Origin of the sequence: Xanthomonas citri pv. mangiferaeindicae, from assembly GCA_002240395.1 — a bacterium.
GTDB lineage: Bacteria > Pseudomonadota > Gammaproteobacteria > Xanthomonadales > Xanthomonadaceae > Luteimonas > Luteimonas citri_A.
Genome location: CP016836.1, coordinates 2,170,596 through 2,190,947, shown reverse-complemented (window position 1 = coordinate 2,190,947; position 20,352 = coordinate 2,170,596). Strand labels below are relative to the sequence as shown.

Annotated in this window: 21 protein-coding genes and 1 pseudogene; 5 read left to right on the top strand and 17 right to left on the bottom strand. The window is 70.0% G+C overall.

Annotated features, from left to right (window positions below; all coding sequences use genetic code 11):
- The first annotated feature begins 34 nt into the window (after positions 1-34).
- Both BEN78_09435 and BEN78_09430 read left to right on the top strand, forming a co-directional pair.
- Positions 35-772, top strand: a complete 738-nt coding sequence (locus BEN78_09435; GenBank protein ASR43561.1) for a type I methionyl aminopeptidase — start codon at positions 35-37, stop codon at positions 770-772.
- Positions 773-780: 8 nt separating this feature from the next.
- Complete coding sequence (locus BEN78_09430; GenBank protein ID ASR43560.1) at positions 781-1,611, top strand: orotidine 5'-phosphate decarboxylase; 831 nt, start codon at positions 781-783, stop codon at positions 1,609-1,611.
- Positions 1,612-1,623: 12 nt separating this feature from the next.
- Here the strand turns inward: BEN78_09430 and BEN78_09425 are convergent, their stop codons facing one another.
- From BEN78_09425 to BEN78_09365, 13 genes and pseudogenes are all read right to left on the bottom strand, one after another.
- Complete coding sequence (locus BEN78_09425; protein ID ASR43559.1) at positions 1,624-2,367, bottom strand: hypothetical protein; 744 nt, start codon at positions 2,365-2,367, stop codon at positions 1,624-1,626.
- 129 nt (positions 2,368-2,496) lie between these two features.
- Entirely contained in the window at positions 2,497-3,681 is a 1,185-nt protein-coding gene (locus tag BEN78_09420) for a nicotinate phosphoribosyltransferase (protein ASR43558.1), read from the bottom strand.
- Positions 3,682-3,779: 98 nt separating this feature from the next.
- Positions 3,780-4,631 (bottom strand): glycosyl transferase, encoded by an 852-nt coding sequence (locus BEN78_09415; protein ASR43557.1) that lies wholly within the window; start codon positions 4,629-4,631, stop codon positions 3,780-3,782.
- A 140-nt stretch (positions 4,632-4,771) separates the two neighbouring features.
- Positions 4,772-5,605 (bottom strand): annotated as a pseudogene (locus tag BEN78_09410) (glycosyltransferase).
- Between the two features lie 21 nt (positions 5,606-5,626).
- On the bottom strand, positions 5,627-7,888 hold the full coding sequence (locus BEN78_09405; GenBank protein ID ASR43556.1) for a type II secretion system protein GspD: 2,262 nt from the start codon (positions 7,886-7,888) through the stop codon (positions 5,627-5,629).
- 25 nt (positions 7,889-7,913) lie between these two features.
- Complete coding sequence (locus BEN78_09400; protein ASR43555.1) at positions 7,914-8,765, bottom strand: hypothetical protein; 852 nt, start codon at positions 8,763-8,765, stop codon at positions 7,914-7,916.
- Positions 8,755-9,393 carry a general secretion pathway protein GspM gene (locus BEN78_09395; protein ID ASR43554.1) on the bottom strand — a complete coding sequence of 213 codons (639 nt, stop codon included), beginning with the start codon at positions 9,391-9,393 and terminating at the stop codon, positions 8,755-8,757. Before BEN78_09395 ends, BEN78_09400 begins: the two co-directional genes overlap by 11 nt.
- On the bottom strand, positions 9,383-10,468 hold the full coding sequence (locus tag BEN78_09390; GenBank protein ID ASR43553.1) for a hypothetical protein: 1,086 nt from the start codon (positions 10,466-10,468) through the stop codon (positions 9,383-9,385). Before BEN78_09390 ends, BEN78_09395 begins: the two co-directional genes overlap by 11 nt.
- Before the next feature lie 92 nt (positions 10,469-10,560).
- Positions 10,561-11,412, bottom strand: coding sequence for a general secretion pathway protein GspK (locus tag BEN78_09385; protein ASR43552.1), 852 nt, complete (start codon positions 11,410-11,412; stop codon positions 10,561-10,563).
- On the bottom strand, positions 11,409-12,047 hold the full coding sequence (locus tag BEN78_09380; protein ID ASR43551.1) for a general secretion pathway protein GspJ: 639 nt from the start codon (positions 12,045-12,047) through the stop codon (positions 11,409-11,411). Before BEN78_09380 ends, BEN78_09385 begins: the two co-directional genes overlap by 4 nt.
- Complete coding sequence (locus BEN78_09375; protein ID ASR43550.1) at positions 12,044-12,484, bottom strand: hypothetical protein; 441 nt, start codon at positions 12,482-12,484, stop codon at positions 12,044-12,046. The genes BEN78_09380 and BEN78_09375 overlap by 4 nt, the downstream gene beginning before the upstream one ends.
- Positions 12,481-12,984, bottom strand: a complete 504-nt coding sequence (locus BEN78_09370; protein ID ASR43549.1) for a type II secretion system protein GspH — start codon at positions 12,982-12,984, stop codon at positions 12,481-12,483. The genes BEN78_09375 and BEN78_09370 overlap by 4 nt, the downstream gene beginning before the upstream one ends.
- Positions 12,981-13,415 carry a type II secretion system protein GspG gene (locus BEN78_09365; GenBank protein ID ASR43548.1) on the bottom strand — a complete coding sequence of 145 codons (435 nt, stop codon included), beginning with the start codon at positions 13,413-13,415 and terminating at the stop codon, positions 12,981-12,983. The genes BEN78_09370 and BEN78_09365 overlap by 4 nt, the downstream gene beginning before the upstream one ends.
- A 166-nt stretch (positions 13,416-13,581) precedes the next feature.
- Between BEN78_09365 and BEN78_09360 the strand changes: the two genes are divergently transcribed.
- The 3 genes from BEN78_09360 to BEN78_09350 are packed head-to-tail and all read left to right on the top strand — an operon-like array spanning position 13,582 to position 15,775.
- On the top strand, positions 13,582-13,905 hold the full coding sequence (locus tag BEN78_09360; GenBank protein ID ASR43547.1) for a hypothetical protein: 324 nt from the start codon (positions 13,582-13,584) through the stop codon (positions 13,903-13,905).
- A complete protein-coding gene (locus BEN78_09355) occupies positions 13,902-15,470 on the top strand; it encodes a peptidase (GenBank protein ID ASR43546.1) in 1,569 nt (522 codons plus the stop codon). The genes BEN78_09360 and BEN78_09355 overlap by 4 nt, the downstream gene beginning before the upstream one ends.
- Complete coding sequence (locus BEN78_09350) at positions 15,467-15,775, top strand: hypothetical protein (protein ID ASR43545.1); 309 nt, start codon at positions 15,467-15,469, stop codon at positions 15,773-15,775. The genes BEN78_09355 and BEN78_09350 overlap by 4 nt, the downstream gene beginning before the upstream one ends.
- 93 nt (positions 15,776-15,868) lie before the next feature.
- On the opposite strand, the gene BEN78_09345 is transcribed toward BEN78_09350, so the two are convergent.
- From BEN78_09345 to BEN78_09330, 4 genes are all read right to left on the bottom strand, one after another.
- Positions 15,869-17,086 carry a type II secretion system protein GspF gene (locus BEN78_09345; GenBank protein ASR43544.1) on the bottom strand — a complete coding sequence of 406 codons (1,218 nt, stop codon included), beginning with the start codon at positions 17,084-17,086 and terminating at the stop codon, positions 15,869-15,871.
- Between the two features lie 11 nt (positions 17,087-17,097).
- Positions 17,098-17,478, bottom strand: coding sequence for a hypothetical protein (locus tag BEN78_09340; protein ASR43543.1), 381 nt, complete (start codon positions 17,476-17,478; stop codon positions 17,098-17,100).
- Between the two features lie 379 nt (positions 17,479-17,857).
- Positions 17,858-19,591 carry a type II secretion system protein GspE gene (locus BEN78_09335; GenBank protein ID ASR43542.1) on the bottom strand — a complete coding sequence of 578 codons (1,734 nt, stop codon included), beginning with the start codon at positions 19,589-19,591 and terminating at the stop codon, positions 17,858-17,860.
- Between the two features lie 60 nt (positions 19,592-19,651).
- Positions 19,652-20,278: a hypothetical protein gene (locus BEN78_09330; GenBank protein ASR43541.1), complete on the bottom strand. Its 627-nt coding sequence runs from the start codon at positions 20,276-20,278 to the stop codon at positions 19,652-19,654.
- Positions 20,279-20,352: the final 74 nt, after the last annotated feature.

Sequence of the window (20,352 nt, the reverse complement as noted above, 5' to 3'; positions counted from 1 at the left end):
CTGCCATGAAATTCGACTCGGACCCCGGTTTTCCATGACGATCCAGACGCCTGATGAGCTCGAAGGCCTTCGGCGCGCAGGCGCGCTGGTCGCCGGCATCCTGTCCACAATGCGGGATCAAGCGATTGCGGGCGTCACGCCGCGCGCGCTCGATGCGATCGGCGCCCAGATGTTGCGCGAGGCCGGTGCGCAGTCGGCGCCGGTGCTGACCTACGGCTTTCCGGCGGCGACCTGCATCAGCGTCAATCGGGTGGTCGCACACGGCATTCCGGATGGCACGCCGCTGTGCGACGGCGACCTGGTCAACATCGATGTCTCGGCCGAGCTCGACGGCTTCTTCGCCGACACCGGGGCGAGCTTCGTCGTCGGCACCGCCAGTGCGGCGCAGCAGCGCCTGCTCGATGCGACCCGCGAGGCGCGCGATGCGGCAATCGCCCAGTTGCGCGCGGGCGGGCTGATCAACAGCATCGGCCGGACCATCGAGACCGTCGCCGCGCGTCGCGGCTTCCGGGTCATCCGCGACCTGCAGAGCCACGGCGTCGGGCGCGCACTGCACGAGGAGCCGGGCTCGATCCCGGGCTATTACGACCGGCGCGACACCCGTCGGCTGCACGCCGGCATGGTGATCACCGTCGAGCCGTTCCTGGCCACGCACAGCACCCGCACCGACGCGCTCGACGACGGCTGGTCGCTGATCTGCCCGAAGGGCGTCGGCGCGCAGTTCGAGCACACGGTCGTGGTCACCCACGACGCCCCGATCATCGTCACCTGAGGACCGCCATGCCCCGCTCCTTCATGCAGGCGCTGCATGCGCGCTGGCAAGCCGCCGACACCCTGGTCTGCGTGGGGCTGGACCCCGAACCCACGAAGTTTCCGGCCCGGTTTTCCGGCGATCCGGACGCGGTGTTCGCCTTCTGTCGCGACATCGCCGATGCGACCGCCGAGTACGCCTGCGCGTTCAAACCGCAGATCGCGCACTTCGCCGCGCTCGGCGCCGAGGCTGCGCTACAGCGGCTGATCGCGCACCTGCATGCCCAGCATCCCGACGTGCCGGTGATCCTCGACGCCAAGCGCGGCGATATCGGCAGCACCGCCCAGCAGTACGTGGGCGAGGCCTTCGAGCGCTACGCCGCCGACGCGGTCACGGTGAATCCGTATCTGGGGCGCGACTCGGTGCAGCCGTTCCTCGACCGCGAAGACAAGGGGGTGGTGATCCTGTGCCGCACCTCCAATCCGGGCGCCACCGACCTGCAGGACCTGCCGGTCGCGCACGGCGGCGCCACGCGTCCGCTGTACCAGCACGTCGCCGAGACCATCGCGCGCGACTGGAATGCGCACGGCAACTGCGCCCTGGTCGTCGGCGCGACCTGGCCGGCGCAGTTGCGCGAGGTCCGGGCGATCGTCGGCGACCTGCCGTTCCTGGTGCCCGGCGTCGGCGCACAGGGCGGCGATGTCGAGGCGGTCGTGACCCACGCCAGGACCGCCGACGGCACCGGGCTGATGGTCAGCTCCTCGCGCGCCATCCTCTATGCGTCGAGCGGCGACGACTACGCCGAGGCCGCGGCGCGGAGCGCGCGTCAGTTGCGCGACCAGATCCGCAGCGTCCGCTGATCGCGTGCGGCGTCAGCCCGCCGACAGGAGCAGGAATACGGCAAGTACCACAAGCCCGATCGCCACAGACGCACCGACGACATATAACGCCAAACCGAAGGCACCACGCAGCAGCGCGTTCCACCACGGCAGGCTGTCGACGCTGCGGACCAGGCTGTAGAGGAACCAGCCCACGGCCAGTTGCGTGGCCCACAGTTCGGCGTGCGCGAACACCCCGCGCAACGCGATGCCGATCGACCAGAGCAGGAAGGTCTGCGCGGTCAGGAATGCGGTCACGGTCAGCCACTCGGGATAGTTCAGTCGTGCCCCACGCCAGAAGGCCAGCTTCAGCGCGGCCGCTTCCAGCGGGACCAGCAGCAAGGTCACGATGCTCAGATTGGCCGCAGCGGATGCGCCGAGCCAACGCAACAGCGCCACCGCCCGCCCGGCGTCGCCGGCGGCGTCGGGTCGGGCCCCGATCGCGGCCTGCGTGCCGGCATGGAAATCGGCAATGGCGCCGGTGCCCGGCAGCAGGCGGTTGAGCAGCACCACCAGAGCGGCCGTGGAGACCAGCAACCACAGGGGCTTGGCATATGCGGCGCGCCGGCCGGACAGATAGTCGCCGATCACCCGGCCGGGGCGCAGCAGCAGCCAGACCATCGTGTGCAGCATGCCGTGCTCGAGGCTGAAAACGTCCCGGCGCAACGCATCGCCGATGAAGCGCCAGTCGATGCGCTGCCCGTCCGTGTTCGCGCAACGCGGACAGACCGCGTCCATGTCCCCGGACTCCAGCGCCTGCGGCTGCCGATCCCACCCCGTCTGCTGCATGCGTTGCCCCCTACGCTGCCTCGCGTGCCCGGGAGTATCGCACCTGGAAACACCCGCCGCGGAAGCTGGCGCAGCCGGTCAGTCCAACGTCTTGGCCACCCCGAACACCTGGCGCAGATAGCTCAGGTAACCGGGGTCGTCGCACATGCTCTTGCCCGGCGAATCACTGAGCTTGGCCACTGGCTGGCCGTTGCAGCGGACCATCTTGATGACGATGTTGAGTGGCGTCGGGCCGAGGTCGTTGGTCAGGTGCGTGCCGACGCCGAACGCGACCTGGCAGCGGCCGCGGAAGTGGTCGTGGAGCCGCATCACTTTGGCGAAATCCAGGCCGTCGCTGAAGACCAGGGTCTTGCTCGCCGGATCGACGCGATTGTGCTGGAAATGCGCGAGCATGCGGTCGCCCCAGACGAACGGGTCGCCCGAATCGTGGCGCACGCCGTCGAACAGCTTGCAGAAGTACATGTCGAAATCGCGCAGGAACGCGTCCAGGCCGACGACGTCCGACAGTGCGATACCCAGATCGCCGCGGTACTCATGCGCCCAGGCTTCCAGCGCGGCGACCTGCGAGTCGCGAAGCCGTGGCCCGAGCGCCTGGAACGCCTGCAGGTACTCGTGCGCCATCGTGCCCAGCGGCGTCATGCCGTAGCGGCGCGCGAAATCGACATTGCTGGTGCCGACGAACTGCGCGCCCAGCGCTTCGCGCAGCAGCGGCAGCATGTGCCCGTGCCACTGCCGCGAGTAGCGGCGCCGCGTGCCGTAATCGGCGACCTTGCAATCGTCGAAGCCGGGCGTGTCGCGCAACAGCGCAGCCTTGGCCTGCAGCCTGCGCTCACCCTCGGCAAAATCCGGCGTCGAGGTGTTGCGGAACCAGACCTCGTTGACGATCGCCAGCAGCGGCACTTCGAACAGGATCGTGTGCAGCCAGGGGCCACGGATGTCGAGTTCGATCTCGCCCGGCACCGATGCCGACGGCCGCAACTCGATGTACTTGCGGTCAAGCCGGAACAGCCCGAGGAAGTCGGCGAAGTCGGGCTTGATGAAGCGCAGTCCGCGCACGTAGGCCAGTTCGTCATCGGTGAAGCGCAGCGCACACAGCGCGTCGATCTCCTGCTCGATCTGGTCCAGATAACGCGCCAGGTCGATGCCCGGCGTCCTGCACTTGAACCGGTACTCGACGTGCGCACCGGGGTGCTGGTGCAGCACCGCCTGCATCATCGTGAACTTGTACAGGTCGGTGTCGAGCAGGGACTGGATGATCGGCATGGGGGAGGTCCGCAAAGAAAGCCCGGCTAGCCTAGCGCGTGGGCGATGGCGCCGGCGTCTGCACCGGCCACCGGCGGCAGAACGCTTCGGTCCAGCGCCTACAGCCGGCGCAGCACGGCCAGCGGGAAGCGCAGCCAGATCGCCATCCACACACCGACCCGCTGCGCGGCGCTCCGGTGCGGCGCCTCGAAGCGGTTGAAGTAGCGCCACAGCCCCCGGTGCTTGTGCCACTCGACGAACAGCGGCCGCGCGCGGCTGGAGACGCCGCGGACGTGCAGCACCGCGACGTCGTTGGCAATCGCAACCGTGGCGCCCGCCTCGCGGGCGCGGCGGCACAGGTCGAGATCCTCGGCATGCAGCCGATAGCCGGTGTCGAAGCCGTCGATGCGATCGAACAGCGTGCGCGGCAGCAGCATCAGCGCACCGGAGACCGCATCGACACGTTGCAGCGACTGCGCCGCATCGCGCGGCAGCGAGAGATCGCGCGCGGATGCGCTGCGCAACATCGCGACGAAATCGGGATCCCGGCGCCGGGCGGCGGGATCGGGCGCGCCGTCCTCGCCGAGCAGTTCGCTGCCCAGCAGACACGCGTGGCCGAGTGTGTCGGCATGCACGCGAAGCCGCGTCAGCGTATCCACCTCGACCAGGCAATCGGGATTGATGAAGGCGATCCAGGGCGCGTCGGCATCGCGGGCCCCCTGGTTGCAGGCGACCGCGAAGCCGGGATTGTCGGGGTTGCCGATGAAATGCACGCGCGGATCGAGCGAAGCGTGCCGCTGCACGATCGTCAGGGTCTCGTCGATCGACCCGTTGTCGACGATCCGGATCTGCGCCACGCCGTCGGCTTCGCGCAGACGCCGCAGACAGGCATCGATCGTGCTCGCGCTCTGGTGGGTGACGACCACGGCGACCACATCGGGCGCACGTATCGGAGTCGAAGATGCGCTCATCGAGGGGAGGCCCCGGCCTCGGTCTGCGTGGCCGCTGCGTCCTTGGGCGAAGCCGTGCCGTCCGGCGCCCCGGATGCGGTATGCCGGCTTGAGGTTGCGTCGTCGCCTGCTGGCCCATCACCCATTTCGGTGAGGTCGTGCGCGGCGAACAACCCCTGCTGGGTCGGTGCATTTTCGAGTGCGGCATAGCCGCGCTGCAGCTGCGCGCGGCAGGCGTTCAGCGGATCGTTCATCAGATACGTGGCCAGTCGCGCGTGCCAGGCTGGCCAGCGGGCCGCGAGCGCGTCCATGTCGCCCTCGCGCGGACCGCCCTCGCCGCCGCGCGCGACGAACGCGGTCTCGCACAACGCGTTGCGCCAGCCCAGGCCGGCCATGCGCAGCGACAGGTCGATCAGCGCGGCATACCAGGACCCGTAACTCGCGGCGTCCAGCCCGCCCGCCTTGCGCCGGGCGTTGCCGCGCAGCAGCACTGCGTGGTCGATCGCAGCCGGCAGTTCGGGATGCATGGGCGGCAACTGCTGGCAGGCACGCGCAAGGCGCAGCGGATCATCCGGCACGGGCGCGATCTCGCCGATGCGAGGCCATGAAGCGGCTTCGCCGGCATTGCACCAGGGCGTCGCGGTCGCGATCGAGGCGTCACGCGCGAAGCACGCGGCCAACTCGACCAGCCAGCCGGGCAGCGGCACGGCATCGGGCGCGAGCACGACGACATCGGCATCGCCGCAGGCGCGCAGCACGTCGTCCAGGTGCGCGACCTCGCCGACGCCGCGCTGACGGCAGGTGTAATCAGCCTGCAGCGGCGTGCTGGCCAGCCAGCGCTGCACGATCTGCGCGCCGCGCGGCCCGATGCGCGCATCGTCGGCCAGCCACACCTGCGTGCCGGCAGGGGTGCCGGCGTCGAGCGCGGCCAGGCAGGCGTCGAGCGCATCGTCGTCGTGCCCAACCGGCAGCAACACCACCGGCAACGCCGTCATCGGCGCGCGTCCTCAGTCATATCAGTTGCGGGGCTGCAGCGGCTGCAGCGCGCGGAAGCGGCGGCCGTACTCGTCGGTCAGCTGGCGCGCTTCCTGCGGATTGCGCACGATCGTCGGCGTCAGCAGGACGATGACTTCGCTGCGCTCGTTGCTCGTCGCCTGCGAGCCGAACAGGCTGCCGAACACCGGAATCCGACTCAGGCCGGGTAATCCCTTCGAGGTGCGTCCAACCTCGTCTTTGATGAGGCCGGCCAGCATTACCGTATCGCCGGCCTGTACCGCCGCTTCGGTCTTCAGCCGCCGGGTATCGATGCGCACATTGCCCTGCGCATCCGCGGTACTGCTAGGTCCGGGTGAGCTGACCTCCTGCACGATGTCCAGGAACACCATGCCGTCGCGAGTGACACGCGGTCGCACCTTCAGAATCGTGCCGGTCTCCAAGTACTGCACGCTGGTATAGCTGCTATCGCCGAGAATCGGATTGACGCTGGTGGTCGAGATCGGAATGCTCGCGCCGACGTTGAACTCAGCCATCGCATTGTTGCGCACGAACACAGACGGTGACTGCAGGATGTTGACGTCGGTGACCTCATCCAACGCATCGATCACCGCCGCGGCGTCGTTCTTGACCAGCGTCCAGGCCAGGCCAGGTCCCGATACGCCTCCGATGCTCGCACCCAGCGTACTCCAGCGGGTTGGGCCGGCCAGTCCTTGCCCGGCCCCAGAGGGCCCGAAGGGTCCAATGCTGTTGTCGGACATCCCCTTTTCGATGAACCAGTTGACGCCGTACCTGAGCTCGCCCTTGAGCGTCACCTCCACCACCTGCGCCTCGATGTGCACCTGCGCGGGCATCACGTCGAGCCGTTCGACGACATCGCGGATCGACCGCCACGCCGCCGGCGTCGTGCGCACGAGCAGCGTGTTGGTCTCGTCGACCGCCGACACGCCGACGCGGTCTCCGCCGACCTCCAAGGTCACGCTGCTGGGGCCGTCCTGACGCTCGTCGAGCTGCATCTGACCGATGTCACCGCCGCTGCCACCACCGCGCATGCCGCCGCGGCCGCCGCCCATCCTGGAGTTGCTGCCCAGGCCGCCTGTCGACGAATCAAGCCCGCCGCGGCCACCGGACGTGCTGCCGTCGAGACCACCGCTGCGCAAAGTGTTGCCGCTCAAGCCCGGCATCAACGAGGCGCTGTCCTGGCCGCTGCTGCCACCACTGCCGCCGAACACCTCCGACAAGCGTTGCGCGAGCTCGCGCGCCTTGATGAACTTCAGTTCGAGCGAGAACAACCGCGGCTCCTGGCCGGCGTTGTCGATGCGCTCGAGCCACTGCTGGATCTCGCCCAGGTAATCGGCCTGCGGCGTGATCACCAGCACTGCGTTCGCACCTTCAAGTGGCATGAAGCGGAACATGCCTGCGACCGGCGATTCGCTGTCCTGGCCGAACACCTTCTCCAGATCGGCGACCACCTGCGTGGCCTTGCCCGACTGCAGCGGGAACACGCCCACCGACATGCCCGAGAGCCAGTCGACGTCGAAGATCTCGATCGTGCGCAGGTAGTTGTCGAGTTCGGAGCGGCTGCCCGAGATCGTGATGACGTTGCGTGCGTTGTCGGCGCCGACGATCGCGTTCGGGCGCGCGTAGGGCTCGAGCACCTTCTCCATCTCGGTCGCGGAGATGTAGCGCAGCGGCACCGTGCGCACTTCGAAGCCGCGCGCGGCCCCGGTGCCGCCGGTGCGCGGCGCGACCGTGCCGGTGGCGAGCGCGGTGTCGGCCGGCACGATGTTGTAGCGGCCGTCGCTGTAGATCATCCGGGCGTTGTTCCAGCCCAGCACCATTTCCAGCAGGCTCAGCGCCTGCGCCGCGCTCACCGGCTTGGGCGTCGCCAGCGTGACCGTGCCCTGCACTTCCGGCGCAATGACATAGTTCTGGCCGAGCATGTCGCCGAGAATCGCCTTGGCGACCGCATGCACCGATTCGCCCTCGAAATTGAACGAGGCCTGCCCGGTGGTGGTGCCGCCGAGCGTCGGCGGCGGCGCGGCTGCGGCGCCGCGATTGATCACCGTGCCGCTGCCGCGACGGATCTGCGGACGCGGCCGGTCGTCGTCGTCGACCAGCGACTGCACACGCGGCCCGTCGGCGACGCCCGTGGCATCGGCTTCCACCCCCTGGCGTAGATCGGCATCGCGCCGAACGGTCGGCGGCGGCGCCGTGGCGCAGCCGGCGAGCAACGCGATGCAGATGCCGATCGCGAGCGTCCTGGACGGAAGGGCGGGAGTCATCGAAAGAGGCTTCATCGACTGGAGTCTACGGATCCTGGACGGGGGTGGGCGACGGCTGCGGCGAGGGCGACGGCCGGGAGGGCGGTTGTTGCTGCTGTTGTTCCTGGCGCAGGCGCGCGCGCCGCTCCTCGATCCGGCGACGGATCGCCTCGACCTGCGCCTCCGCCGTCGCGGCCACGTCGTTGCCGGCCGTCTGCGCACCACCTGATGGTGCGCGGTTGCGCGCAGCGTTCCGGGCCTGGGCGCGTCCGGCATCGCCGGCCTGCGGAACATCGGGCGGCGGCAGATCGGTCGCGGGCGGCGGCCGGCGCAGCGGCATCTGCACAGCACGGTCCTGCGCGACCGGCGTGGTCATCGGGGTCGGCGGCTGGCCGCCGGTGCCGTCGAACACGCGCAGTTCCAGCGTGCGCGGTCCCTCGGGGCCGTTGAACACGACGCTGCGCGCGTCCACGCTGCCGAGCACCCAGCCGGGCGTGGTCGGTGGCGCCTCGCCGATGCGCAGGCGGATCGATTCGCCGCCCCCGCTGGGCTGCAGGATCGCCATCGCGAAATCGGGCGTCAGCAACACGCTGGTCAACACGAAGTCGAAGCCCGGCGCGGCCTCGCCGCCTTCGTCCTGTGGGTCGATGAAGAAGGGATGCGGTTTGCGATCGGCCGAGAACAGCGGCCGCGCCGCGATCTCCCCGTACTGCGACAGCGGCGGCTGGGGCGCGACATCCGGCATCGCCGGCGCGGTCACCGCCGACGGGTCGCCCTCGTCCTCGCGCTGGCCGATGCGCCCGCCCAGCCCGGCCAAGGTCAACGCCAGGAACAGCAGCGCCCACGCCGCGACGGCGCCGATCACCCAGGTCCGGGGATTGAGCCGATCAACCCGCATCGGTCGCCGCCTCCGCGCTGGGCGCCGCCGCAGGTGCGGACGGACCCGGCAACACATAGCCCGACAGATCGAAACTCACATCGACGCCGCCGCTGGCGGCGCCCGCGGCCAGCGTGTGCCGCTGACTGAGAATGTTGAGGTTGTCGACGAACAGCCGGGGCGTTCCCGCTTCGAGCGAATGCAGCACCGCGGCGAGCTCCGGCATGCCGCAGCGCAGCCGCACCTGCACGGTCGCACGCGGGTAGCGGTCGTTGCGACCACCGGCCAGCGGCGAGCGGTTGCTGATCGCACAACTGCGGTTGCCGGGACTGGCCTCGAGCACCGCATTCTCGAGCCGCTGCACCAGGGCGGCCGTCGCCAGCTCCACGCTCGCCTGCGGCATGAAGCCGGGCGCCGCGGCCATCGCCTCTCGCGCGCGCTCAAGTTCGGCGCGCACCTGCGGCGCCTGCTCGAGTTCACGGCGAATCCGCAGTTCGCGCTCCTGCAGCGAGTCAATGCGCGCGCCCAGTTCTTGCATCGGCTGCGTCCACCAGGGGTGCAGCAGCACCAGGTAAGCGAGCAGCAGCGCGCCCAGCAGCAGACCCAGCGCCAGCCAGCGGTCGCGCGCGGGCACCGGACTATCGGGCATCGTCGGCACGGGCGGCCTCCTGCGGTGGCGGCGCGGTGGGCGCGGGCGGCGGTGCAAGTTCGGCGGTCAACGTGAAGCGGTCCGAGCGCGTCCGCGGATCGTTCTGCAACGCCCCGGCGAGCGCCGGCGAATGCCACAGCGGCGACCCCTCCAGTTGTCCGACCAGCGCCGAGGCCTCGGTGCTCAGGCCGATCAGCAGAATCCGGTTGCCCTCGATCGCCGCTTTCTCCAGCGAGGTGCTGTCGGGCAGCCGCCGGCTCAATTCGTCGAGGACAGCGACCGTGGTCGGCCGCGCAGCCCGCTGGGCCTGCAGAAACGCCATGCCCTCGCGCAGGTCGGCCAGTTGCTGGCGCTGCGCAGACGCTGCACGCGCGCGGATCGCCTCGGCTTCGACCTTCGCCTGCAAGGCATCGGCCGCGGCGGCGCGGTTCTCGCGCATCTGCCACAGACCGGCCACCGTCAGCAGCACCGCGATCGCCGCGAGCAGCCATTGCAGCCGGCGCTGGGGATCTTCGCGGTGGCGCCTGCGCTCGGCGTCGATCAGATCGACCCCGAGCGGGCGGTCGCCCTCGGCCAGGTCGATGCCGGCGAGCGTCGGCGCCAAGCTGCCGAGCGCCGCGAGTTCGGCTTCGATCGTCGCCCGCGGCACTACCACCAATTCGACCTCGAGTTGGCCATCGCCTCGACGCCCCAGAAGACGGTGCCCATGCCGCACGTCACCAGCGGCGAACGGCGTCTGCCGGTCGATCTCGAAGCCCAGCACGTCGTGCAGGCGATCGGCGGCGGCTTCGGGCAGCAGCATGCGCCTGCGTAATCCTGCCTGGGCCGGCAGCAGCAGCCAGCGCGGCGTCCCGGCCAGGCGATCGCCCAGCAATGTCGCCAGCGGGTCGCCAGCGCGCCCTGCCAGTTCGGCAAGCGGCACCTGCGCCAGCTCACGTGTGTCGCGCGCTTCATGCAGGACCAGGCGCAGGCTGTCGCCCTGCGGCTGCAGCAGGAGGCGGCGGCCGGACAGTCCGAACAGGTCGCGCACGCGCGGCGGCAACCAGGCCGCGAGCGCGGTGCGCCACCATGCCAAGGCGCTGCGGACGCGGGCCCAGGTTCGCCCGTCCGGGCGCCAGCCACGGCGCGGCGGCGCCGACGCGCCCGGTGATGCGGGTGTTGCGGACATCATCGTGGTGAAGCTCCCTCCTCCCAACGCAGCACGCTATATGCCGTGCCCGGTACGGCGCCAGCGCCGGTCCTGACCACTGCCCGCAGCCGCGCGCTCCGTCCCCCTTCGAGCCGCGCACGGCTGTCGATACTATACGTGCCGCTGCCGCCGCCCAGCACCGCCTCGGCCAGCAGTGCACCGGTGGCCGCGCGCGCGGCCAGAATCGGGTCGGCGTCGACGCCCATCGCCTGCAGCACCACCGCATCGGCGAATTGCGGATCGGGCGACGGCAGGCGGCCGTAGACGGTCAGGTGCGGCGACACCGCCTCGAACAGCGCCGGCGTCATCCCGAGCACCTGCTGGACTTCGGCCACGGTTTCGAACGGCGCGTTCTTGGCGCCATAGGCGCGCCCCTGCGCCGCGTACTCGGCGCGTTCGGCGCCGCCCACCGGCTGCACCAGGTCGTCCTCGTCGCGCCAGTCGACGATCGCGCCGGCCACCTGCGCCGCCACATCGGGCTCGGCGCCCACCGCATGCAACAGCGCAGCCAGCAAGTCGCCGCCGGCCGCGTTGAGATCGACCTTCCCGGTTTCGTCGACGATCCGGATCTCCACGGCCATGTCGTGGAACTGCCAGGCATAGGGCCGGCCATCGGGCTGCCAGCGCAGGGCCTGGTCCGGCAATGCGAGCCGCATCAGCGCGTACTCGAGCCCGGCACGCGCGGCGGCATCGCCCACGGTGCCGCGTGCCAGCACGCGCCCCTGCTGGTTCTCGATGCGGGCGGTGAGCGCGAAGGCGCCGACCAGCGCCGACAACAGCACGATCAACCACAACACCAGCAGCAGGGCCGCGCCGCGGCTCCGGCTCATGGCACGGCCTCCTGCGCGGGCTGCCCGCTACCCTGCGGCAAGGTGACGACCAGCAGGGGCCAGGCGCCATCGCGTTCGGTCTCGATCGCGATCTCGACCTGCAACGGCAAGGTCGCCGGCCCCCAGCGCTCGCCCCATTCGCCGAGCGCGCCGGTCGCATCGAACCCGCGATAGCGCAGGCGCAGTGCAGTCAGATCGTCGATCAGCGGTTCGGGCGGGCGCGGCGCGGCATCCTCGACCGTGCGTCCGCCCAGCACCATTGCGAACGCCGCGGTCAGGCGCTGCGGATTGCCGTCGTCGTCGACCGCGAGGTCATGCAGGTGCGGCCCGCCCTGCCCCAGGTAGTCAGGGAGATCGGCGACGAAGCGCAGCCGCTGCGCTTCGCCGACAAAGCGCAGCGGCTCACCTGTGGTGTCGTCGACCTCGAAGCCGATCGGCAACGCCGAGGCGATCCGGCGGCGCAGGAAACCTTCGACCGCGCGCATGCGCTCGCTGCGCTGGGCCAGCGTCTCGCCGCGCTCGACGGTCGCAGTCGCTGCGCGCAGCGTAGTGAGTGCGAGCGCGAGGCCGGCGGCCAGCAACGCGGTCGCCACCAGCACTTCGATCAGCGTGAAGCCACGGATCGGACGGCTCATGGCACCGCCAGGCCAGTCGGGTCGGACGCATGCAGCCGCAGCGTACGCACCTGCAGGCGCTCGCGCGGGCCGGCCTCGCCCCAGTCCATCGCCAGCGTCAGTTCGTACACCTGCGGTCCGCCCTGCGCGAGCGGCGCAGCAGGCGGCAGGTCGGGATCGACATACGGTGCGATCGCGAGCGTCCAGCGGTAGCGGCCGTCCTCGACGCTGCCGCTGCTGTGACCCGGCACGACCGGGATCGACAGGCCGACGCCGTCGAGCAGCGAACGTGCATGCAATGCAGCGCGCCCGGCATCGGCCGCCCAGCGGACCTGCCGGGTACCGTTGGACAAGGTGCCCAGCAACAGCATCAGGCCCAACCCGAGCACGGCGAAGGCCACGATGACCTCGATCAGCGTGTAACCCGCCTGGCCGCGTCCTGCGCCCGGACGGTTCACGGCTCGCCCCTGCCAAGCCGGACCTCGCCGGTCAGCCAGGCGACATCGACCTGCCAGGCGGCGCCGCGCAGCATCACCCGGATCCGGCCGCCGGTGGCCGCCCCATCGGCGAAGAACACGATCGCGCCCTCGCTGCGCGAGGCCTGCAGCTCGCGTGCGCCGGTGAACTCGACATCGAGCTTGGCCGGGATCTCGCCATGCCGACCGTTGGCCGCCTGCCAGGTGCGCGCCTGGGGATCGAGCACGAAGCGCTGCGGCTCGCCGGTCGCAATCGCCTGGGTCCGCGTGTAGCGCAACTGCGCGGCCAGTTCCTTTGCGGTCGACTGCAGTGCGATGCGGTCGAAGCCACCACTCATCGCCGCCGCGGCGAGCACGCCGGTCACCGCGATCAGGCCCACGACCAGCAGGACCTCCAGCAGCGAGAAGCCACGCTGGCGTCCCGGCGCCGCGTGCCCAGGGGGCGGCCGCGGCGCCGACGGTCGCGGCCGCCGCGGGATCATTCGTAGCGGATATCGGCGTTGACGCTGTCGCCGCCCGGCTTGCGGTCGGCGCCGAAGCTGACGATCTCGAAGGGCTGGCCGTCGCCCGGCGCGCGGAACTCGTAGGGGGTGTTCCAGGGGTCGCGCAGCTCGCCTTCCTTCGCGTACGGCCCGAGCCAGCCGCCGGCATCGCCGGGCTGGACGACCAGGTCGTTCAGGGCGTTGGGCAAGCGGCCGGTGTCCATCTCGAACTGGTGGACCTTCTCGGCCAGGGTCTGCACCTGGGCCTTGGCCAGGTTGACCCGCGCGCGGTCGCCGCCGCCCAGGATCCGGCTCGCGGCGAAGGCGACGATGCCGCCGATCAGCACGACGACCAGGATGATTTCGATCAGGCTGAAACCGCCCTGTTGCGTCTTGCGGACCCCGCGACGCGATCGGAGGGAGTGGTGCATGGGGCGCTGCCTCGTCTTGGGATCGAGTCCGGATTGTATGCCGCACGGACGACCGACCGGGAAGCCCGGCATCAGCACGATCGGGGCCGCCGTCCTGCTCGATCACCTAGTTGTAAATGATTCGCATTTGATATCATCGCCACCGCCGCCCTGCCTGACGCCCGCAATGCCCACCCCCGCTCCTTTGACCGCCCGTGCCCAGCGCGCCCGGACACCGATCGCCGTCCGTCTGGATGTGGTGTGCCGCGTGCTGGTCGCGGTGCCCGGCAACTACGCGGCCACGGCCCTGTGCGTCGTGGCGATCGCACGGCTGCTGCCCGGTGGCGCACTGTCGGCCGCGGTGACCGCCACGCTGCTGTCGTTCGCGCTGTTCGCGGCCGGTGTGATGGCCACGTTCGCTGCGCGCGACGGCTTGCGCGCCGGCCTGTGGCTGGCTGGTATCGCGGCCGTGGCGGGCACGGTCGTGGCGCTGACCGGGGCACCGGCATGAGCCGCGGTTTTCGCCAGTCGCAGGCCTGGCTGCACACCTGGAGCGGTCTGCTGGTGGGCTGGGTGCTCTATGCGATGTTCCTGACCGGCACCAGCGCCTATTGGCGCGAGGAAATCACCCGCTGGATGACGCCCGAACTGGGCGCGCCGGTCGACGCCGCGACCGCCACTCGCCAGGCGCTGGCCTGGCTGGAAACGCACGCCCAGGGCGCGGACGCGTGGACCGTGCAGTTGCCCGGGCCGCGCACCACCGGCACCCAGGTATCGTGGCGCATGCCGGGGCAGTCGTTCCGCGAGGCATACGCCTCGCGCACCTGGCTGGATGCCGATGGCCACGCGGTCGCGGTCCGCGACACCCGCGGCGGCGATTTCTTCTACCGGCTGCATTTCGACATGCATTACATGCCGGTGCTGTGGGGACGCTGGCTGGCCGGCATCTGCGCGATGTTCATGCTGGTGGCGATCGTCAGCGGCGTGGTCACGCACCGCAAGATCTTCGCCGACTTCTTCACCTTCCGCCGCGGCAAGGGCCAGCGCAGCTGGCTCGACGGCCACAACGCACTGGCGGTGCTGGCGCTGCCGTTCCATCTGATGATCACCTACACCGGCCTGATCACGCTGATGGCGCTGTACATGCCGTTCGGCATCGATGCCCGTTACGCCGACGAGCAGGCGTTCTACGCCGAACTGTTCCCGCAGGCACCGACTGTCGAGCGCAGCGGCACGCCGGCGCCGCTGGGCGACGTCGAGGCGATGCGCGTCCGCGCCGCCGCAGGCTGGCAGCCCGATCGCGTCGACACGCTGCGCATCGACCTGCCCGGCGATGCCGCCGCGCAGGTCGTGGCCTCGCGCAGTACCGATGCCCGCATCCTCTATGACTACGAGTCGATGGCATTCTCCGGTACCAGCGGCGAGCTCGTCTGGCGCACACCGCCGCAAGGCGCGGCGGCCGACACCCGCGACGGCATGGTCGGGCTGCATGCGGCGCGCTTCGCACCGATGACCATGCGCTGGCTGTTCTTCCTGTCGAGCCTGGCGGGCACGCTGATGGTCGCCAGCGGGCTGGTGCTGTGGACGGTGAAACGGCGCGCACAGTTGCCCGACCCGACACGCCCGCACGTCGGCTTCCGGTTGGTCGAATCGCTCAACATCGGCTTCGTCGCCGGCCTGCCGGCCGCGATGGCGGCGTTCTTCTGGGCCAACCGGCTGCTGCCCACCGGCATGGCCGAGCGTGCGCAATGGGAGATCCACTTGTTCTTCCTGTTCTGGCTGGCGTGCGTGCTGCACGCCTGCGTGCGCCGGCCGGTCGCGGCCTGGCGCGAGCAACTGGCGGTCGGCGCCCTGCTGTTCGCAGCGCTGCCGGTCTACAACCTGATCGCAACGCGCCACGGGTTGTTCGCCAATCTCGCCGCTGGCGACACGGCGATGGCGACGATGGACATCGGCCTCCTGGTCCTTGGCGCGATATTGGGCTGGATGGCTTGGGCAGTCGATCGCCACGCGCGCCGCGCCCCCGTACGACCGCCACGGCGCGCGCGCGTCGGCGATGCGCAGGTGCCGGCATGAGCGCCGCCCTACTCGTGCTGGCCATCCTGCTCGCGGCCGCCGGCTTCGCCGCGCTGGCGCTGGCGATGGACCGCCACCACGCCGCAGTGCTCGGCGGCACGCCCACGCCGACGCGCCGGCGCGCCTTGCGCTGGGCAGGCGGACTCGCGCTGATGCTCGCGGCCTGGGTGTGCATGCACGTCTGGGGCCCGGCGCACGGCGCCGTCGGCCTGTGGGGCGTGGCGAGCGCAGGCGCCGCGACCGTGCTGCTGTGGCTGCGCTGGCGCGAGCCTGCGCGTACTGCGCGTCCACGCAGCACGCGGTGATCGACGCCGCGCGATCCGTCGCCGGAACGCGCGCAGATGTCAGGGACGCGGGAGTCCGCTGCTCACGAATCGCCGATCACGACGGGCGGCGTCTCACCCGATCACACTGGTCAGGTCGTAGATCGGCACCAGTACCGCCAGGATCACCACCATCACCACCAGGGCAAGTAGCATCGTGATCGCGGGCACCAGGGCCGCGAGCATGCGGTCGAGCGACTGCCCGGTCTGTTGATCGAAGGTGTCGGCGGTGCGCATCAGCATTGCATCGAGGGCACCCGATTCCTCGCCGACCTGGACCATCTGGATCGCAAGTCGCGGGAACCGGCCGCCACGCGCGAGTGCCGACGACAGCCCGACACCATTCTTGACCTCCGCAGCCGCCGCCTCGACGTCGGCCGCCAGCGCCAGGTTGCCCAGCACGTTACGGCCGATGCCCAGCGCCGTGATCAGCGGCACGCCGTTACGCAACAATGTGCCCAGCGTCCGCGCCAGTCGCGCGGTTTCGATGCGCGCGGCCAGCGGGCCGGCCAGCCGGCGCTCGAGCAGCCAGGCATCGAAACGCGCGCGGAACCGAGCGTCGCGCAGCTTCAGCGCGAAGGCGTAGGCCGCGACCACCGGCACGATCAACAGCACGATCCACCAGTCGCGCACGAAGCTGCCAACGCCGAGCACCAGGCGCGTGAATACGGGGAGTTCGGCATCGAGGCTGTCGTACATCGCCGCGAACTGCGGCACGACGTAGCCCAGCAGGAACATCAGCGAGGCGCCGACCATGACGATCAGGATCGCGGGATAGATCAGCGCATTGACCACCCGGCCGCGCAAGGCGCGCGCGCGTTCGAGATAGTCGGCCAGCCGCTGCAACGTGTCCTCCAGGCTGCCGCCGGCCTCACCCGCGCGCACCATGTTCACGTACAGCCGCGAGAAGGTGCCGTGCTGGCGCTCGAGCGCCGTCGACAGCGATACACCGCCGCGCACCGCGTCGCGCAGTTCGGTGATCGTGCGCTTGGCCTCCGGTTCCTCGGGCAGATCGAGCAGGATCGTCAGGGCGCGGTCGAGTGGCTGCCCGGCATGCAGCAACGTTGCCAGCTGCTGGGTGAACTGCACCAGCCGCTGCCCGGAGAACGGCTTGGGCTTGAACGCCGCCCGCCAATCGCCGAGCCCACGCGCCTCGCTCGCCGGGCGCGCCTCCACCGGCAGATGCCCCTGCTCCTGCAGGCGCAGCGCGACCTCGGCCTCGCTGGCGGCATCCATGGTGCCGTCGAGCACTTCGCCGCGGGTGTTGAGGGCCTTGTAGCGGTAGAGGGTCATTGCCGCCTTTTTCAACGGACCTTGATGGCTGAGGTTGCGGGATCGGTCGAGAAGAGAATCCGCATCTCTCGACGACCGTCCGGCGAGATGAAAAGCGAATCCGCGAACACCGGAACCGACATCGGAGGATCGAAGCCGACGTCACGCCAGGCATCGTAGCGCTGGCGGGCGTCCGGTGTGTCGAACGCAATCGTCGCGGCGCAAAGACTCCGGCCGCAGCCAAAACCAGCCGGCACGAAATCGTATCTCGCCAGTGAACTGCGAAGCCATTCACCGAACAGCAGATGAAGATCCCGCGCATCCGGATCCACCAACCCATCGCGCTCGAAATCGCGGACGACCGCATCCCATCCCGGCCCATCGTTGGCCGCCTCAAATGCATCGGCACGCAACGCGCCGCCTTGCAGGAAGCGTGATTCCGCCGGCGAGGGCGCCGAGTCTGGGACCCGTGCTGTCGACTCTGACGATGCGGTCAGGCCAGTCGTCTCTTCGACATCCGATCGCACTGCTTGGTCGCCGGGCGCCGTCCGCTTGCCCGGTACGCCGCTCTCACCGGCAACGAGCCCATGTCCCGACGAGGTCTCGATCGCAGCGGCCGAGGGTTCGACCCCCGGCGGCTCCGCGACGCCTTCTATGGGAGTCGCGCGTGCAGCCTCATCACCCGCTTTGCGCTCCCCGCCACAGGCCGCCAGAAGGGCGACCAGCAGACAACCCCACGCCGTCCTGCTCATGCCTCCCCCCCGGCTATTCCATTCCAGCACGGCGTCTCGATCACGCCTCCTCCGTCACCCGCAGCACTTCCTCGATCGTCGTCAGCCCGCGCAGCGCCTTGGCGATGCCGTCTTCGTACATCGTGCGCATGCCGGCGCGGCGCGCGAGGTCTTCGAGCTCGCCCATGCCCGCATGGCGCATCACCGCGCGCCGGATCTCGTCGTTCATGACCAGAAACTCGACGATCGTCGTACGCCCCAGGTAGCCGGTCGGCGCCGCAGCCGACGGTCCCGGGCGGTAGAGGTGGATCTCGCCCTCGGGCTGATGGCGGCGCAGTTCGAAGCGCTCGATCTCCTCGGGCGAGGCCGCATAGCGCACCGCGTGTGTCGGCTCGAGCCGGCGCACCAGGCGCTGGGCCAGGATACCGTTGACCGTGGACGTCAACAGGTAATCCTCCACCCCCATGTCCAGCATGCGGGTGATGCCGCCAGCGGCATTGTTGGTGTGCAGCGTGCTGAGTACCAGGTGGCCGGTCAGTGCCGACTGGATCGCGATGCGCGCGGTCTCCAAGTCGCGCATTTCGCCGATCATGATGATGTCCGGATCCTGGCGCACGATCGAGCGCAGCGCATTGGCGAAGTCCAGACCGATCTGCGGCTTGGCCTGGATCTGGTTGATGCCTTCGATCTGGTACTCGACCGGGTCCTCGACGGTGATGATCTTCACGTCCGGCGTGTTGAGCTGCGACAGCGCGGTGTAGAGCGTCGTCGTCTTGCCCGAGCCGGTCGGACCGGTCACCAGCAAAATGCCGTGCGGTTGGTCGAGCACCTTCTGGAACTGCGGCAGGAATTCGCCGTCGAAGCCCAGCCGCTGGAAGTCGAACACCACCGTCTCGCGGTCGAGCAGACGCATCACCACGCTCTCGCCGTGCGCGGTCGGCACGCTGCTCACGCGCAGGTCGAGCTCCTTGCCCTGCACGCGCAGCATGATGCGTCCGTCCTGCGGCAGGCGACGCTCGGCGATGTTGAGCCGGGCCATGATCTTGATGCGGCTGATGACCGCGGCGGTCAGATTGACCGGCGGGCTCTCGCCATCGATCAGCACGCCATCGACGCGGTAGCGGACCTTGAGCCGGCTCTCGAACGGCTCGATGTGGATGTCGGAGGCGCGCAGTTCCACCGCGCGCTGGATCACCAGATTGACCAGCCGGATGACCGGCGCCTCGGACGCCAGATCGCGCAGGTGCTCGACATCGTCGACATCGCCGCCGCCCTCGCCGTCGGCCGACTCGACGATCGTGCCCATCGCGCTGCGCCCCTGGCCGTGCCAGCGCTCGATCGCGTCGTCGATTTCCGAACGCAGACCCACCGCCGGTACCGGCTCGCGCCCGGTCGCCAGACGCACAGCATCGAGTGCGTAGCCGTCATAGGGATCGGACATCCACAGATGCAGGCGGCCGTCCTGCTCACCGATCGGCAGCACGTGGAACTGGCGCAGGAAGCGCACCGACAGCGGCGTCGCGCCTTCAGCTGTCTCGGGCGGCTCATCGGGCAGCTCGCGGCCGGCCAGCAGCGGCAGGTCGAACTCCGCAGCGCAGGCTTCGGCATGGTCGCGCTCGGACACCAGGCCCAGCCGGGCCAACAGTCCCAGCAGGCTGCCCCCTGCCTCGGCGTGCAGGCGTTGCGCGCGGGCGAGATCGACGTCCTTGAGCCGGCCGTTGTCGCGCAGCCGCGCGATGACCCGCAACTCCGGCGCAGCGGATGACGCCTCGGACCCCTCCAGCACGGCATTCACCAGACACGACCCCAGTGGCGATGGACCGCACGACTGTAGCAGTTCGCCCGCAGCCGGGGCTCAGCGCGGCCCGTCGTCGCGTGCCGGGCGGTGCAGATCGTCGGGCGGCGGATCCTCACCGTCCTGGGCGGCCGGCGGGCGGCGGTCCCCGTTCGTCGGGCTCGGAACGTAGTAGCCCACCCGCTCGAAGAACCGGCGGTAGAAGCCGGCATCCTGCACGGTGCTGCTGGCCACGCGCACCAGCGAATCTTCGCGACTGCCGATCGGCACCGACAACGAACCGAGCGCACCGACCCCCAGGCTCGCCGAGTTGGAACTCTTGCGCAGCACATAGCGGTCGAGCAGCGCGCTGACGAACAGCAAGGTCCGGTCACTGCCACGCGGCACGCACGACACGCGCACCGACAGCTGGGTGTGTACCTCGTCCTCGGGCTGGAAGTTCTTGGTCGCCTCGACCGCGTCGTCCCCGGCCTTGCCGACCGCATAGCCCTGTCCGAGCAACGCCAACCGCGCAGCACTGCAGGCCTGGGCCGGCGGCAGGGCGTAAGTGCGCGAATAGATGTCGTCGGCATCGAACGATTCGCCCATGAACGGCACGTCCTCGCGCACATTGCGCCCGCAGCCGGCCAGCAACGCGACGGCGACAGGCAACGACACCAGGGCGGGCAACAGACGGACGCGAACCATCACAGGGGTATCGAATGGAGGAGCCGCGGATGATAGCGGTGGCGACCGCGAGCGCCCTCGACACCGCCTGCACG